General features: G+C 31.8%; 15 protein-coding genes and 1 CRISPR repeat array. Of the genes, 4 read left to right on the top strand and 11 right to left on the bottom strand.

The features are described 5' to 3' along the window. Positions 1 to 174: 174 nt before the first annotated feature. The 7 genes from Mjas_RS06290 to Mjas_RS06260 form a co-directional block, all read right to left on the bottom strand. The gene (locus tag Mjas_RS06290) at positions 175 to 321 is read right to left on the bottom strand and encodes a hypothetical protein (protein WP_421077323.1); all 147 of its coding nucleotides are present in this window, start codon (positions 319 to 321) and stop codon (positions 175 to 177) included. Between the two features lie 139 nt (positions 322 to 460). Further along, a complete protein-coding gene (locus tag Mjas_RS06285; protein WP_421077322.1) occupies positions 461 to 1,030 on the bottom strand; it encodes a transposase in 570 nt (189 codons plus the stop codon). Positions 1,031 to 1,110: 80 nt separating this feature from the next. Continuing rightward, positions 1,111 to 2,292: a thiolase domain-containing protein gene (locus Mjas_RS06280; protein WP_421077321.1), complete on the bottom strand. Its 1,182-nt coding sequence runs from the start codon at positions 2,290 to 2,292 to the stop codon at positions 1,111 to 1,113. 96 nt (positions 2,293 to 2,388) lie between these two features. Then, positions 2,389 to 3,435 carry a hydroxymethylglutaryl-CoA synthase gene (locus tag Mjas_RS06275; protein ID WP_421077320.1) on the bottom strand — a complete coding sequence of 349 codons (1,047 nt, stop codon included), beginning with the start codon at positions 3,433 to 3,435 and terminating at the stop codon, positions 2,389 to 2,391. A gap of 76 nt (positions 3,436 to 3,511) precedes the next feature. Beyond that, positions 3,512 to 4,249, bottom strand: a complete 738-nt coding sequence (locus Mjas_RS06270; RefSeq protein ID WP_421077319.1) for a helix-turn-helix domain-containing protein — start codon at positions 4,247 to 4,249, stop codon at positions 3,512 to 3,514. Positions 4,250 to 4,337: 88 nt separating this feature from the next. Continuing rightward, a complete protein-coding gene (locus Mjas_RS06265) occupies positions 4,338 to 5,408 on the bottom strand; it encodes a DNA double-strand break repair nuclease NurA (RefSeq protein WP_421077318.1) in 1,071 nt (356 codons plus the stop codon). Between the two features lie 154 nt (positions 5,409 to 5,562). Continuing rightward, on the bottom strand, positions 5,563 to 5,883 hold the full coding sequence (locus Mjas_RS06260) for a DUF190 domain-containing protein (protein ID WP_421077317.1): 321 nt from the start codon (positions 5,881 to 5,883) through the stop codon (positions 5,563 to 5,565). Positions 5,884 to 5,962: 79 nt separating this feature from the next. Here Mjas_RS06260 and Mjas_RS06255 point away from each other — a divergent pair, with 79 nt between their 5' ends. The 3 genes from Mjas_RS06255 to Mjas_RS06245 all read left to right on the top strand — a co-directional run bounded on the left by Mjas_RS06255 (position 5,963) and on the right by Mjas_RS06245 (position 7,868). Continuing rightward, the gene (locus tag Mjas_RS06255; protein WP_421077316.1) at positions 5,963 to 6,784 is read left to right on the top strand and encodes a DUF63 family protein; all 822 of its coding nucleotides are present in this window, start codon (positions 5,963 to 5,965) and stop codon (positions 6,782 to 6,784) included. Positions 6,785 to 6,879: 95 nt separating this feature from the next. Continuing rightward, positions 6,880 to 7,152: a DUF2097 domain-containing protein gene (locus Mjas_RS06250; protein ID WP_421077315.1), complete on the top strand. Its 273-nt coding sequence runs from the start codon at positions 6,880 to 6,882 to the stop codon at positions 7,150 to 7,152. An 83-nt stretch (positions 7,153 to 7,235) separates the two neighbouring features. Then, positions 7,236 to 7,868, top strand: a complete 633-nt coding sequence (locus tag Mjas_RS06245) for a cobalt-precorrin-8 methylmutase (protein WP_421078593.1) — start codon at positions 7,236 to 7,238, stop codon at positions 7,866 to 7,868. A 460-nt stretch (positions 7,869 to 8,328) separates the two neighbouring features. Next, positions 8,329 to 11,037: a CRISPR direct-repeat array (repeat unit 30 nt; unit sequence GTTAAAATCAGACCATAGTGGGATGGAAAT). A gap of 57 nt (positions 11,038 to 11,094) precedes the next feature. On the opposite strand, the gene Mjas_RS06240 is transcribed toward Mjas_RS06245, so the two are convergent. The 3 genes from Mjas_RS06240 to Mjas_RS06230 form a co-directional block, all read right to left on the bottom strand. Then, the gene (locus Mjas_RS06240) at positions 11,095 to 11,646 is read right to left on the bottom strand and encodes a hypothetical protein (protein WP_421078567.1); all 552 of its coding nucleotides are present in this window, start codon (positions 11,644 to 11,646) and stop codon (positions 11,095 to 11,097) included. A gap of 77 nt (positions 11,647 to 11,723) precedes the next feature. After that, on the bottom strand, positions 11,724 to 12,146 hold the full coding sequence (locus Mjas_RS06235) for a hypothetical protein (protein ID WP_421077233.1): 423 nt from the start codon (positions 12,144 to 12,146) through the stop codon (positions 11,724 to 11,726). A 260-nt stretch (positions 12,147 to 12,406) separates the two neighbouring features. After that, positions 12,407 to 12,934 carry an MBL fold metallo-hydrolase gene (locus tag Mjas_RS06230; RefSeq protein ID WP_421077314.1) on the bottom strand — a complete coding sequence of 176 codons (528 nt, stop codon included), beginning with the start codon at positions 12,932 to 12,934 and terminating at the stop codon, positions 12,407 to 12,409. Positions 12,935 to 13,091: 157 nt separating this feature from the next. Here Mjas_RS06230 and mch point away from each other — a divergent pair, with 157 nt between their 5' ends. Continuing rightward, a complete protein-coding gene (mch, locus tag Mjas_RS06225; RefSeq protein ID WP_421077313.1) occupies positions 13,092 to 14,066 on the top strand; it encodes a methenyltetrahydromethanopterin cyclohydrolase in 975 nt (324 codons plus the stop codon). Positions 14,067 to 14,120: 54 nt separating this feature from the next. Here mch and Mjas_RS06220 read toward each other — a convergent pair whose 3' ends face one another. Continuing rightward, positions 14,121 to 15,203 carry an archaeosine biosynthesis radical SAM protein RaSEA gene (locus Mjas_RS06220; RefSeq protein WP_421077312.1) on the bottom strand — a complete coding sequence of 361 codons (1,083 nt, stop codon included), beginning with the start codon at positions 15,201 to 15,203 and terminating at the stop codon, positions 14,121 to 14,123. Positions 15,204 to 15,231: the final 28 nt, after the last annotated feature.

Raw genomic sequence — 15,231 nt, 5'->3', positions numbered from 1 at the left:
GTCTCACTTTTTTAGTTTTGTTTTTTAGATTATTTTGGTTATTTATTTTAAGTTTTTTACTTTTTATTTTACTTTTTATTCATTTCATTTAAGTTTTTTATTTTATTTAATTTTAACATAATTTTAATTTATATTTATGCTATTTATATTTATTTTAATTTAGTGTGGGTCATATTACACCCTAACCTCTAAGACTTTCATATAAGGATAACCTCTGGTAATTAGATTATATAATGCTAAAACCTGTGCAGAAGCCACTGCACAGAAGCAGAATATTTTTTTACGAACATAACCCTTAACATTTGTCCAATACTTATTCATAAATCTATTCTTTAATATCGAATTGGTATGTTCTATTTTAACTCTTATCTTAGAGACTTCTTTCGGAAGTTTCTTTTTGTTTTTCTTACCTAATCTCCGTGGATTATGGGCAGTTATTAGTTCGTTTTGGTATAACTCCTTAGCTTTTTTTTAAATCTTTTGAATCATAGCCCGCATCTGCGCAGGATTTTTTGGTAGATACTAACAATTTATCAGCCACTTTAACGTCATGAGTATTTGCCGCGGTAAATTCTGCTCTCAATGGTATTCCTCGCTTATCCACTGCTAAGTGTAATTTAAAGCCTTTGAATATCCCTTCACTATTGTATCCTATTTTTCCATCTTTGTCCATTTCATCCCTTATTGGAGTACTATCATATATTGACCATTCAGGATTATTCAGTTCAATATATTTATCACCTAATAAAGTAATTATTGCATGCAATTCTTCATCAAGGGATTTTTTCCATCTATCGATGGTTCTCCTACCAGGACAAGATTTAAATCCCAATGTTTTTAAAATCTGAGGATTATTTTGTAAGTGTAATACTAACGCTCTATTTGAGTGTATGCCTTTTAAAAAGGCATACACTAATAGTTTAAGCCTCAACTCTAAATTATATCCTTTCCTCCCTACCTTTCTTCGTTTAGGGATTCTATTAATTAAATCTGATGTAATTATCTTATTTACCACTTCCTCAGCCTTCATAATATCGTCTTTTTTATAATATTATATTTAGTATAGGTTATATATTTTGACCCATACTATTATTTTAATTTAATTATATTTTATTTCCTCTTATCTGAAAGAACATGAACACATACTGTTCCACCACTTCCCCCAACATTTGCAGTTATACCGTATCCGTTCTTAACTGACACTTGCCTATCTTTACAGTTTTTATCCTGTTTTAATTGCCAGTATATTTCCCCAACCTGTCTTATACCTGTTGCTCCAAGGGCATGACCTGCCGCTTTTAATCCACCGCTTGGATTTACGCTGACGAATTCATCATAATCTATTTTTATGTTCCCATCTGCAACGATTTTTCCTGCCTCTCCTTTTTTACAGAATCCTAAGTCCTCCATTAAAATAAGCCCATTAATTGCAAAACAGTCATGAACCTCTGCAACATCCATTTTATCTGATGATACACCTGCCAATTTATACGCTTTCTCTGATGCAACCTTTGCGGCATTAAGTGTTGTCATGTCCTTTCTTCCATGAAGTGCTATTGTGTCTGATGCCTGTGTTGATGCCCTAATGTAAATTATCTCATCCTTTGGTGCAAATTCTTCCGCTTTATCTGCATCACAAATAATAAGTGCCGCAGCTCCGTCGGAAACTGGGGAACAGTGCATAAGTGTTAATGGGTCTGCAACTGGTGAAGCATTCATAACTTGTTCCAATGTGGTTTTAAATCTGAACTGGGCATAAGGGTTTTTTGACGCATTTTCATGAGCTATTACGCTCCACATTGAGAGCTGTTCAAGTGTAAGACCGTATTCATACATATACCTCCTTGCCATCATAGCATATAATGACGGAAATGTTGCTCCAAAGAATGCCTCCCACTCTTGGTCTGCTGCGGTGGCTATTGCCGATGTTGCATCTGCTACATCGGTCATTTTTTCTACACCGCCTGCTAAAACAACATCATGGTATCCACTTGCAACAGACAAGTATGCACTTCTAAGAGCTAAACTTCCAGATGCACATGCCGCCTCAACTCTTGTGCATGGAATAGGGTTTAATCCTGCATAGTCGGCTATTAATGAAGATATATGCTCCTGCCCTACAAAGAGACCTCCGCTCATGTTTCCAACATACATGGCGTCTATATCATCACCATCAACATTTGCATCCTTTATTGCTTTAACTCCTGCCTCAACAATTATATCTCTAAATGATGATTCCCAGAGCTCACCGAATTTTGTTTGTCCGTATCCTATTATTGCAACATCCCTCATTTTCTCACCATATTTTATCCTAATTTTTAATTTGTTTTAATTTTTTTATTTTATTTTTTCATATGGATTTTTTATTTTATTTTTATTTATTTTAAATTAAATCTTTATCCCGCCTCTGTATTTCAAATAAACTGCATAATCTACATATTTCTTCCTATTGAGTAAATCCATTGTTTTTGGAGCCTTGTTTTTAACTTCCTCGATTCTATCCGTTACGGTAATGTCAAAGGCATCACTACCTGCACCACTTCCATAAGATACTGCCAAAATCCTATCTCCTTCTTTTGCATGGTCTAAAACATTTGAAAGCCCCAGTGGAACAGCACCTGAATAGGTATTTCCCAAGTAAGGAGTTAAAAGTCCGTATTTATACTGTTCATTTGTAAATCCTAATGATTTTGCCGCCTTTATGTAGAATTTTCCATTTGGTTGGTGGAATACACAGTAATCGTAATCTTCTGGCATAGTTCCCATTTTTTCCATTATTTTATTAGCCGCACATAATACATGTCTAAAAAATGCAGGTTCTCCTGTAAATCTCCCACCATGTCTTGGATAGGACTCCCCCTCTCTTCTCCAAAAGTCGGGAGTATCTGTTGTAAAAGAACAGGTGTCGTTTATTTCTGCAATTAATTCATCCTTATTGTTTCCAATAATATATGCTGCACCGCCTGCTGCTGCGGTATATTCAAGTGCATCTCCCGGAGCTCCCTGGGCTGTATCTGCACCAATTGCCATACCGTATTTTACAATCCCGCTACTAACAAGACCCATGCACATCTGGATTCCCGCAGTTCCTGCCTTACATGCAAATTCCAAATCTGCCGCTGTTAAATCTGGCGTAGCTCCCAATGCCTCTGCCACTATTGAAGATGTTGGTTTTACTGCATAGGGGTGGCTTTCACTACCCACATAAACTGCCCCAATATCTTGCGGATTTATGCCAGCTCTTTTTAAGGCGTTTCTACCTGCTTCAACAGCTATTGTTGCAGTATCTTCATCTGGTGAAGGGACACTTTTTTCATTGACCACCAATCCATTTTTTATGGATTCTGGATTTTTTCCCCAAACTTTTGCAATTTCCTCTACTTTTATTCTATATTTGGGAATATAACTTCCATAACCTACAATACCAACTTTCATGTAATCACCTTTTTTAATAATAATCAAATAAATTAAAAAAATAATAATAAAACAAAAATAACAATAATAGATAATATTAATTGGATATTCCCTTTAATCTCTTTAACAGTTCATCAATGTTAAGTTTTGTTATAATCAGTGGTATTCCCTCAATTTCTGCTATTTTTAGTGCCAATTTATCCAAGTGAGATACTCCCTGAAAAACCACCAACCTTGGTTTTATAGAGCTCACCCTTATGGCAACCATTGGACTTCTCCCAGACGAAACATTTGTAAATATCAGTGCTCTCTCAGTAGTCCAACCGTATAAATTTAAAAAATCCTGCCCATCCATTTCCAATATTGCCCTTACACTATCTACAACAGTGTGACCAAATATTTGGCTGTTCAACTTACTTTCTATCTCCTGAGTATCCTCAGAAGATTTTGAAATTTTTCGATTTCCATAACATACAATCTCCCCTTCGATAACATCTAACAGGTCTTTGATGGACTTTGGGTTTTTATATTCCCTTATTTGAAGAATGGGTTTCATTGATGGCGGATTTAAAACCTTTTGAAGAGCTCTGATTGTGTGCCCTCCGTTTTCTTTGTCAAGTTCAACTAATGCATTAACATATCTTTTTACGATATTTACTCCTGGATTTTTTCTCCTACCAGTTTCATAATCACTTATAACTGATGGAGATAAATCTAAATATCTTGCGATATCTATCTGCGGGATATTGAACATCTCCCTCCATTTCTTCATGCTCTTTCCTATATCTTCGGACAATACAATGTCCCCGATAATATGCACTTTTATTTTTTCCATGAATTTCAATTATATTGTATATTATATAAAAGTTTCGATTTAAAACAAACTTTTGTTCGTTATATGTCGATGAATATAAAAATTAAAGTTAAAGTATCAAATTTCTATCGCTTTTATTGTATATTCCCAATAATTTAGCACAGAGCTCCATATCTTTATCTCCTATCTTTACAGTTTCATGGGATTTTTTTAATATATATGGATATCCTGCAATGGATATTTCCCTTAAATTTGAAAAGATTTCATTATTCAGTTTTGAAAATGAAGTAATATTTAACATACCTGAGTTATTATCCAACCTTACAAATTGGTAGTATAATTCATCAACGCTGTATCCAAATTTTTTTAAGTGATTTGTATTGTAATATACATTCCTATTTATCTCCTTTATTTTTTCATCCGCTAAATTTAATGGCTTTGAATATCCTGCTCCTTTTAGTTTTGAAAACACTGCAATATCAGGAATATTCGATTCTTTAAAATACAAATTCATTTTTGAAGTTTTTGAGATACCAATTATTTTTTTGTCATACTTTTGTAGGAGCTCCGTTAAAAGAACTATATATTCAAGTTGTTCAAGTATTATCCTTTCCTTATCATTTTTACATTCTATGGTAATAGTTGGAGCAAGCTGATTCTCATGGATATTTTCAAGAATTCTACTTTTAATTTCCTTGCTGTATTCATTATAGTAATCTACAATTGATTTTTCATCTTCTTTATTTTCATTTTCAATAATGGTTCCATAGGTGTGAGTTTGGATTAAAAGAGAATATAACGAGCCATCAAATAGATAATAATCGATATTTTTATTTTTAAAATTCCACAGTGCAGTTTTTAACTCCATATTTATCATATAAAGCCTAAGTCTATTTGATATATACTTATAAGGTAGTATTATATCGGTATCCCAATAGGAAATGGATTCTTCTATTTTTTCTCCAACTTTGTTTATATATGAAACAGCACCTATTGAATAAAGACAGTAGTCGATATAATCTATTTTATTAAAACTACCATCTCCGCCAGCAAATACACAATCTGATAGATTTTCAAAATCCTGCGAAATCCAATATCCGCCAATATCAAATTCCCTATCAATGGATTTTATTTTTTTGCAAATTTTATGTTTTTTACTAAGTAAATATGAAAAATCCAAACTAAACACCCTTATTTCTCTTTTTCTTTCTTTTTCTTTCTTTTTTTATTACATCCTTATTTTTCTCATTACTGTTTTTTTCTTTTTATCTATTATTCTTTTTTTCTCTTATTTCAGTTTTTATTTTATATTTTATTTTTATTCATTTACCTCTTTATTTCTTTATAATACTGGCATCTATAAGGCTTATAATCCCATTTTCCCCTATTATTTCAGTTAATTCAGGCAGTAGTTTTACCAATTTCTCCTCGTATTCAATACATTCAATTATTACAGGTAAATCCATAGAAAGTCTTACAACATCAATTTCAGATATGCCCCTTACTCCATAGCCACAAAATCCTCTCAAAACAGTAGCTCCTGCAATTTCATTTTCTTTAAATTTTTTTAATATGTATCTATATAGGGGCATTCCTTCATGTTTATCAGTTTCTTTCAAATATATTCTTAACATTTTAGCATTCATGATTTTCATAACACCACCAGATTTTACTATTATTTATATTTATATATCATTAAATCATATAAGTAATATATATTTATGTGGTGATTTAATGGACTTAAAAGAAGCATTTTTGGAGTTCGTTTATAAATATTATATTAATCCTATTGAGACAAAATCTGGATATAATCTTATTCAAGAGATTACATATGGTATATTACTGTTTGTTATGGTTTATGGATTTTATAGAGTCTGTAAATTATTAAATATTGATATAGACAGAAAGTTTGCATTGATTACAATTTTTTATGTTATATTAATATCGTTAATAAGAGCTCTGGTTGATGCAGGATATGTTCCACATACATATTATACAGTAACCCCGGGTATTGTGGTTTCGGTGGGATTATATTATATAATTTCAATAATCCTTTCGGGAATATTATTTAAAAAAGAGAAATACCATATTTCAGCAATGTTAATGGCAATAATTCCAACAATCTATCTATTAAGTATATTTTTAAAAAATATGGTGCATATAGAAGCACTGTTTTATGTATTTGGTATAATAGGTATTACTTATGGTATTATGATATATCTTATTGAAAGAATAGAAGTTTTAAAAAATAAATTAAAATTTGACAGCATAGACAAATATGCTATATTCTCACAATTAACAGATGCCTCAGCAACAGCCATTGGTATAGGAGTATATGGATATTGGGAACAGCACCCTATACCAAGATTTTTTATGGACATCTTTGGACCTTATGTAATGATACCTTTAAAACTGATTGTGGTTATATCTGTATTATATATCATAAACGAGGAAGTAGATAATAAAGATTTGAGAAATATTCTAAAAATAACTATAATGGCTTTGGGACTTGCCCCAGGACTTAGAGATTTGTTTAGAACAGTTATGGGCGTTTAATACAATATATATTGAATATATGCATAAGAATACCAACACTAATATCTGGACGTGCCCATATTATATAAAAATATAAAATACCAAAAGGGATGATTATGAAAGTTATTGAAATGATTATTAACGAGGAAGATGAATTATATAAATATATTGACACTATTGACGAAGGAGATTATGTAGAGGCATATTTTGGAAGATGTCATTTGGAAGGCACTGTTATTAGTAAAGACGGCACATTTTTTAGATTGGATTCTGACAATGATTTGATGGGACTTGTAGAGCTCGAACTATCCAGTGTAGTTGATGATTTAATAGAGCTCGTCCATACTAAATCGGATGAAGTAAAGGTAGTTTTAAAAATGGTAGAATAAATTATAATAAATAAAATGTAAAATTATATTTAAATTTTGAATCATATTCAATGGAAAAGGATGAAAAAGATGATATTATGTTTATGGGAGCTACAACAAAAGAGGGACTAAATATTGCTGAAAAATCTAGGGAAATTGTAAGAAATAAAATAAAAAGTGTTTTAGGGGATAAATTAAAGAATTACTCCAATGAAGAATTGGTAATAATGGAAAGAGTTGTGCATGCCACTGCTGATGAAGAATATGCAAAACTCTTAACATTTAAAAACGACCCAATAAATAACGGTATCGAAGCAATTAAAAATAATAAACCAATAGTTGTTGATGTGGGCATGGTTAAAGCAGGCATTAGGTATAATAATTTATATAATTTCATTAACGATGAAGAAACTTATAAAATGGCTGAGGAGGAGCAAATCACAAGGGCAGTGGCATCCATGAGGGTTGCAAAAGAACTTATTGATGGAGGTATTGTTGTAATAGGCAATGCACCCACTGCACTATTTGAAGTAATTAGGTTGATAAATGAAGAGAACATAAAACCAAAACTTGTTATCGGAGCTCCGGTTGGTTTTGTAAAGGCGAGTGAGTCAAAAGAGGCTTTAAGAAATACCGATGTTCCATCCATAACCACAGTGGGGGCAAAAGGCGGAACTCCTGTTGCAGTATCAATTGCCAATGGAATTATAGCATTAAGTAAAAATGAAAGGGCATGATTTTATTGGTGGTCGGAGCTCTGAATATATTAATTCTTTAAGATAATTTCGTGAAAAAATTCCATGAGTAAAATGTGTAGGTTTTAAATCCTTACTATTAACTATTATTTTTTTATAATATTGGTTATTCTTTTTCTATTTTTGAAAATATCTCCCCTACTTTCGTCGTAAATGTCTATTATTTTTGATATAATTAATAAATTTAAATAAATGAAATTATGGGGATTTTTAAAATATCTATACTATATTTAGTTATTTTATGGTTTTCCTTGCTAATTTTTTAAATTTTTAAAAAATACTTATAAAATATCGTTTATTTCTTTAAATATTTGTAAATTATCTGTCGTAGACGAACCCTAATACTATATATACTCTAAAAATCAACGTGATTCGAGACTCGAAAGTTTTAAATAGAAGAAATGCAAAGGTATTTAGTGTAAAATAAGGAATATTTTAAACTGTTAAAATCAGACCATAGTGGGATGGAAATATATTGATTTTATCAAGGATAAAGAAAAAGATGTTTATGGTTAAAATCAGACCATAGTGGGATGGAAATATATTATTATGTATTAGTATAATATGCAAAGGTGATATTTGTTAAAATCAGACCATAGTGGGATGGAAATCCGATTAAAAAGTCTCCTTTATTACATTCATGATGTTAAAATCAGACCATAGTGGGATGGAAATCAGGAGTTGGTATCGTGTTGTATTCGTGCATTTCTGGGGTTAAAATCAGACCATAGTGGGATGGAAATATGAAAATCTATCTATTACCCATATAATTTTATTTTTTGTTAAAATCAGACCATAGTGGGATGGAAATTTTATACCCTCATCTTCTTTAAGAACCGTGCGTATGAAGTTAAAATCAGACCATAGTGGGATGGAAATCTTCCTGGACCTACCGCCTACTTCCATACTGGGTCAGATGTTAAAATCAGACCATAGTGGGATGGAAATTCTAATATCTTTTTACAACTTCTTGATGTAAATGCTGTTAAAATCAGACCATAGTGGGATGGAAATTCTAATATCTTTTTACAACTTCTTGATGTAAATGCTGTTAAAATCAGACCATAGTGGGATGGAAATCTAAGATTTTTTTAATTCTTTGAATCTCTTCTTCGTTAAAATCAGACCATAGTGGGATGGAAATCTAACAACCGCCTACAAGTGAATGCTGGAAATGGTCTCGTTAAAATCAGACCATAGTGGGATGGAAATTGTTATTCCTTTCGGTTCTATAATGCATTTTTCAACGTTAAAATCAGACCATAGTGGGATGGAAATGTTGATTTAACACCATTAAAAACATTTTATTTAGGTTAAAATCAGACCATAGTGGGATGGAAATTTATTGCGTTTTCTATGTATTCTCGCTGTATCATATTAGTTAAAATCAGACCATAGTGGGATGGAAATTAATTTATGAATTTAAAGACTTGGAGTATAATGAGGTTAAAATCAGACCATAGTGGGATGGAAATTCTATTGCCATATAATCGGCTGGAAAGCTTAACGGTTCGTTAAAATCAGACCATAGTGGGATGGAAATCTAATTCGAAAAAGGATTGTGCGGGAGCTCCTAAAAGGTTAAAATCAGACCATAGTGGGATGGAAATCATATAACTCATACCATATTTATTTGCAACTTCTTTAGTTAAAATCAGACCATAGTGGGATGGAAATTAAAAAGAACATACAGAACAACATATCAGGAAATATGTTAAAATCAGACCATAGTGGGATGGAAATTGTTAATAGGTGGCGGTATATTCTATGCTATCTCAAAGTTAAAATCAGACCATAGTGGGATGGAAATGTTTGCTATAACGAGTCATACGAAACATTAAAAACGAAGTTAAAATCAGACCATGGTGGGATGGAAATGCTTTCTTTGATATTGTTGCGACATATGATAAATACATGTTAAAATCAGACCATAGTGGGATGGAAATCATCTCCCACAGCGTATGAATCTACTGTGTCGGAATCAGTTAAAATCAGACCATAGTGGGATGGAAATTTATTGCGTTTTCTATGTATTCTCGCTGTATCATATTAGTTAAAATCAGACCATAGTGGGATGGAAATTAATTTATGAATTTAAAGACTTGGAGTATAATGAGGTTAAAATCAGACCATAGTGGGATGGAAATAGTATTCAATAAAGTCATTAATTTCGCTATTGAGCTGTTAAAATCAGACCATAGTGGGATGGAAATTTCAAATTCTATATACTCTATAATATAGTTTCTGGTTAAAATCAGACCATAGTGGGATGGAAATCTGACAGAAAAACAGCAGAAGAAGAATTTGAAAAATTGTTAAAATCAGACCATAGTGGGATGGAAATTGTATAATATTTTGTGCAATACTGACATATATACGTTAAAATCAGACCATGGTGGGATGGAAATTTAAAGTTATTTCCTGAGACGTCATATATTACAGTGTTAAAATCAGACCATAGTGGGATGGAAATGCAGTTTTAAACATCTCGACAGCCATTGTGTCGAAGTTAAAATCAGACCATAGTGGGATGGAAATCATAATCCATAACCCTTTCAGCGTATTTTTCTGCGTTAAAATCAGACCATAGTGGGATGGAAATAGCTCAAAAGGTAGCACTTATACATTATCAGTTGAAGTTAAAATCAGACCATAGTGGGATGGAAATTTGGATAGGGCACTTTATCCCTTGGCTTGCCAGTTCCGTTAAAATCAGACCATAGTGGGATGGAAATTTTCCACATGTCATAAAAACCGCCTAAAAAGGTTTATAAAAAAAGTTAAAATCAGACCATAGTGGGATGGAAATTGGGAAGAATATAAATTAATACTAAAAAGAAATGATGAAGAATTGTTAAAATCAGACCATAGTGGGATGGAAATTATTTTTTTCTTATTCAATGATTTTACGACATCTTGGGTTAAAATCAGACCATAGTGGGATGGAAATGACATTAGAGGATAAAAAAGGATTCGTAAGAAAAGCGTTAAAATCAGACCATAGTGGGATGGAAATATATATGTAAATATTATAGTGACAATCAAGGCAGGGATGTTAAAATCAGACCATAGTGGGATGGAAATAGTCGATTATCTCTTTAAAACTAAATGCCATAATATCGTTAAAATCAGACCATAGTGGGATGGAAATAGCTACTTACTGTTGAGACTGCGGAACTCACTGTATTTGAAGTTACTGACAGTGTGATTATGATATTCCTTTCTTTATTAGTTCTTTACCACACTTTTTAACGATTTCATAAAACGATAATCCATAGTTGTAGCTTAAGTATTCGATGCAGTTTGATACTACCGCCATAAATCTAATGAATCCAATATTACTCTTTTCAGAAGTTATGTAATTCCCTTCAACTTCTAAAATCGATTTATCCCTTTTATGTTTTTCTTCTATCTTTGGTCTCTTCATATACTCGATTATAATGTTCTCTGCCTTCTTTTTATAGTTTGTAGAGACTAAATACTTAGGTTTTTTCTGATTTTCCATTTGCACAGCAACGATTTTAACCTTGCCAACATTTGGAATATTCACAATCCTATCGGATAATTTGAACTCTATTCCATTAATCGTCCTTAATTTGAACTTTCTTTTTTGAAAATCCTTTTCGAACAATTCTTCCACTTTAACCTTCTTACTGAAAAACTCGATTATAATGTTTTTCCTAAGTTTGCCAATGTATTCGATTCCCAATCCCTTACATCCCTTTAGAATTTTCTTTGTTGTGATAAAACTGTCCCCTATAACCGTCCTGATGTTAGTTTGAGATAAAAATTCAATGATTTCAATAAATATGTTTGTGGATTTTTTGTCGAGTGGTTTTATCGTAGTGTGAATAGTATAAAGCCCTTTTTTTTGTGATAGATACAGCAGTTTATTTGCTCTTGATATAGTTTGCTATGATTTTCGATGTAATTGTATCTAATACTACAACCATAAATATTTTCACTCCATCTTCTTAATAATGTTGAATCGATTATTGCAGCGTATTTAAATCTATTGTCATTCAAAATGTCGGGAAGGTTTAATAATTGAGCGTATAAGTAAAACTCTTCTTCGAAGAGTTTTTGCAAGTTTTTAACGATAGTTGTTCTGTGGATTTTTGAAATACTTTCTGAAAATGCTTTAATAGTTTTTATCGGCGTTAACGTTCTAACCAATGCAAACTTAGATAATTCTTCCGAACAGTTAAATCCTAAACTATTTATAGAATTAGTGAGCATATTACTTAATGTCTTTAGCATGCTGAATTCACCGTTTTTTAATGAGATATTTAACTACTACCTATTTCTATTTTTTGATTTTAAAGATGGTATTGTTAATTCACACTGTCAGGAAGTTAAAATCAGACCATAGTGGGGGGAAACACTACAAAAGCATAATATTTAATTAAAACCGTTATTATACTTGATTCAACGAATACAAAATAGAAAAAGAATAAACTAAAAAAATATAAACACAAAATAAAGAATTAATTGTATGGCTAACCTTAAATTAAACTATTTTATAGATAAGAATCTTTATAATATATTCCTTCATGACCTGTAATAATATTCTTTTTTAGACTTTTTATCTTTTTAAGAGTATTCAGAGCGAGCTCTTCATCAATGTTTAATTTAGGTTCAATGTCTTTTAATATATTATCCTTTAAAGGAGAAGCATCTCCAACAACGATATAGTCTTTATATATTACTGAAATACTATCCTCTGTATGTCCGGGGGTTTCCATAATTTCTATTTCCTCATCGTCGAGCTCCCTATAATTATAATAGGTTATGAGTTTTGCATTTTTAAATAAATCATTATTCTCCACATGGTCCCAATGGTCGTGGGTATTTATGACTATATCAATATCTTCTGGTTTTAATCCTAATTTATCCAATTCCCTTATAATTAAATCTTTTTTATCCTTTGTAGCTGTATCGACTATTATGTTATGTTTTTTTGTTTTTATGAATGTTATAGAAGAAGATGCTTCCGTTATCCTATTGCCATCTCTTATTAAAATACCATCATAAAGAACTTTTATCATAATATCACCATTTTAAATTTGGGTAAAACCTTATTTTTTAATTGTGAAGGAATTGATGCACTTGCAAGATTGATTAAAACCAAATCAAAACATATAAAAAATATTATCAAATATATATGTATGATACATATTATATAAATAAAAATCAGGTGAAAGAATGGTAAGTGTAAATTTAAAGGCTCTTCCAATAGTTGAAGATATGATTAAAAGAAAAGATGACATGAACATTGAAGTAATAACACTTGAAAATGGAGCAACTGTTCTTGACTGTGGAGTTAATGTAGCAGGTAGTTTTGAAGCAGGAAAGGCATATACAAAGGTATGTTTGGGTGGATTGGCACATGTTGGTGTCAGCATAACAGGAACATTAAATGATGAGTTAGTATTACCATCCGTTAAAATAAAAACATCTCATCCAGCAATAGCAACACTCGGAGCTCAGAAAGCTGGCTGGAGTGTTAAAGTTGGTAAATACTTCGCCATGGGTTCAGGTCCTGCAAGAGCTCTTGCAAAAATGCCTAAGGCAACCTACGAAGAAATTGGATACGAAGATGATGCAGATGTTGCTATATTATGTTTAGAAGCATCAGAACTTCCAAATGAAGAAGTTGCAGATTACGTTGCTGAAAAATGTGGCGTTGAGCCTAAAAATGTATATCTCTTAGTAGCTCCAACAGCATCATTGGTAGGTTCAATACAAATCAGTGGTAGAGTTGTAGAAAACGGAACCTACAAAATGCTCGAAGCTCTTCACTTCGATGTAAATAAAGTTAAATTTGCAGCAGGAATTGCACCAGTTGCACCAATTGTCGGTGATGATTTAGTTATGATGGGGGCTACAAACGATATGGTGCTTTATGGTGGAAGAACATACTACTACATAGAAAGTGATGAAAACGATGATATTGAAGCTTTATGTAAAGCATTGCCTTCCTGCTCATCATCAGACTACGGAAAACCATTCTTAGAAACATTCAAAGCTGCAAACTACGACTTCTATAAAATAGACAAAGGTATGTTTGCACCAGCTGTTGTTACAATAAACGACATGAGAACAGGAAAGCTTGTGAGCTACGGAAAACCAAATATCGATGTAATTAAGCAATCATTAAAATACAAAGAATTGGAATAAAATAAAAATAATATATAGAATTTTTTAAACTTCTTTTTTAGATTTTCTTTTTTATTATTTATTATCTCCCAATGGAACAATGTTCTTTTCTTCAAAGTTTATAAATTCTTCCCAGTATTTTTTACATTCGCATCCCATATCGAGAGCTCCTTCAATCAATGACAAATCCTGAGTAATTGTGAAGTCGTTAAGTATCTCTTTTATTTCATAGTTGCATTTACAGTCCATCTTATTATGAGCTCCCCTATTGGATGGAATTCCTGATGTATCACACATGATAAGTTTATCAGGGTTTTGAGATTTTACCTCCTTCAATATTTCCAAAACACTCCATAAAAACGGCGGTCTGTATTGGTTCTTTTTCCAGAGTAATTCTATTAAAGTTCCCTTATGAACTGTTGCTGGACAATATGATATTCTACTGCATCCCATCCTTATGCACTCATTTGCAGAATGAATTGAATCAACAACCGCCTGCTTTTCAGTAATAAACGGCGGTTTTATTAATAGATATGCCTTTATTCCAATATTGTATTTTTTCGCAGTTTCTATGGCACTTTTAATGTCCTCAGTAGATACTCCTTTATGGATTGATACATTTCTTATTTTTTCATTTAATGTCTCGATTCCCACTCCTATTTCCACATTTATCTCATTATCGATATATTTTCGTATTATTTTTAAATTATCATCTGTAATGAACTCAGGTCTTGATTCAACTGCTACCTCTTTTATGGGGAGCTCCCCTATTTTTTTGAAAATATGTTCCTTCGCCTCTTTTGGAACCTCGAATTCATCTAAAAAACTACCTGATGTAAATAACTTTATTGAATAATTTTTTGGATTTTTTATTATTTCCTCTTTGTATTTATTTAGGGCATGCTCAAACTGGTTTATAATGTTCTCAGCACTTATTTTTATAGGGGAGCTATCCATTAAATAACTGCACATTGTGCATCCGCCGCTTTCGTATGCCCATCTACAACCAACAGTTCTCAATATGATTGTTAAGCTCTTTCCAATAGTTTTATCCAAAAATATATCATCCTGAACCCATGTGGCTATGGGCATGTTTGGATTTTTCTTTTTTCTCTTTTTTAAATGCTTATTTCTGAGTTCTTTTAAATAACTTTCCATTTTATCACAGTTAAGTTTAATTGCTAAG

Origin of the sequence: Methanothermococcus jasoni (assembly GCF_049075655.1) — an archaeon.
Lineage (GTDB): Archaea > AGJL01 > Methanococci > Methanococcales > Methanococcaceae > Methanofervidicoccus.
Note: the sequence above shows the minus strand (reverse complement) of the source record. Positions and strands in the feature narration are given on the sequence as shown.

What these genes read in the sequence shown, in the direction of transcription:
- Mjas_RS06285 (WP_421077322.1), bottom strand. Translation starts at nt 1,030, where the DNA reads ATGAAGGCTGAGGAAGTGGTAAATAAGATAATTACATCAGATTTAATT.
- Mjas_RS06280 (WP_421077321.1), bottom strand. Translation starts at nt 2,292, where the DNA reads ATGAGGGATGTTGCAATAATAGGATACGGACAAACAAAATTCGGTGAG.
- Mjas_RS06260 (WP_421077317.1), bottom strand. Translation starts at nt 5,883, where the DNA reads ATGAAAATCATGAATGCTAAAATGTTAAGAATATATTTGAAAGAAACT.
- Mjas_RS06255 (WP_421077316.1), top strand. Translation starts at nt 5,963, where the DNA reads ATGGACTTAAAAGAAGCATTTTTGGAGTTCGTTTATAAATATTATATT.
- Mjas_RS06270 (WP_421077319.1), bottom strand. Translation starts at nt 4,249, where the DNA reads ATGGAAAAAATAAAAGTGCATATTATCGGGGACATTGTATTGTCCGAA.
- Mjas_RS06230 (WP_421077314.1), bottom strand. Translation starts at nt 12,934, where the DNA reads ATGATAAAAGTTCTTTATGATGGTATTTTAATAAGAGATGGCAATAGG.
- Mjas_RS06275 (WP_421077320.1), bottom strand. Translation starts at nt 3,435, where the DNA reads ATGAAAGTTGGTATTGTAGGTTATGGAAGTTATATTCCCAAATATAGA.
- Mjas_RS06235 (WP_421077233.1), bottom strand. Translation starts at nt 12,146, where the DNA reads ATGCTAAAGACATTAAGTAATATGCTCACTAATTCTATAAATAGTTTA.
- Mjas_RS06250 (WP_421077315.1), top strand. Translation starts at nt 6,880, where the DNA reads ATGAAAGTTATTGAAATGATTATTAACGAGGAAGATGAATTATATAAA.
- Mjas_RS06220 (WP_421077312.1), bottom strand. Translation starts at nt 15,203, where the DNA reads ATGGAAAGTTATTTAAAAGAACTCAGAAATAAGCATTTAAAAAAGAGA.
- mch (WP_421077313.1), top strand. Translation starts at nt 13,092, where the DNA reads ATGGTAAGTGTAAATTTAAAGGCTCTTCCAATAGTTGAAGATATGATT.
- Mjas_RS06290 (WP_421077323.1), bottom strand. Translation starts at nt 321, where the DNA reads ATGAATAAGTATTGGACAAATGTTAAGGGTTATGTTCGTAAAAAAATA.
- Mjas_RS06245 (WP_421078593.1), top strand. Translation starts at nt 7,236, where the DNA reads ATGGGAGCTACAACAAAAGAGGGACTAAATATTGCTGAAAAATCTAGG.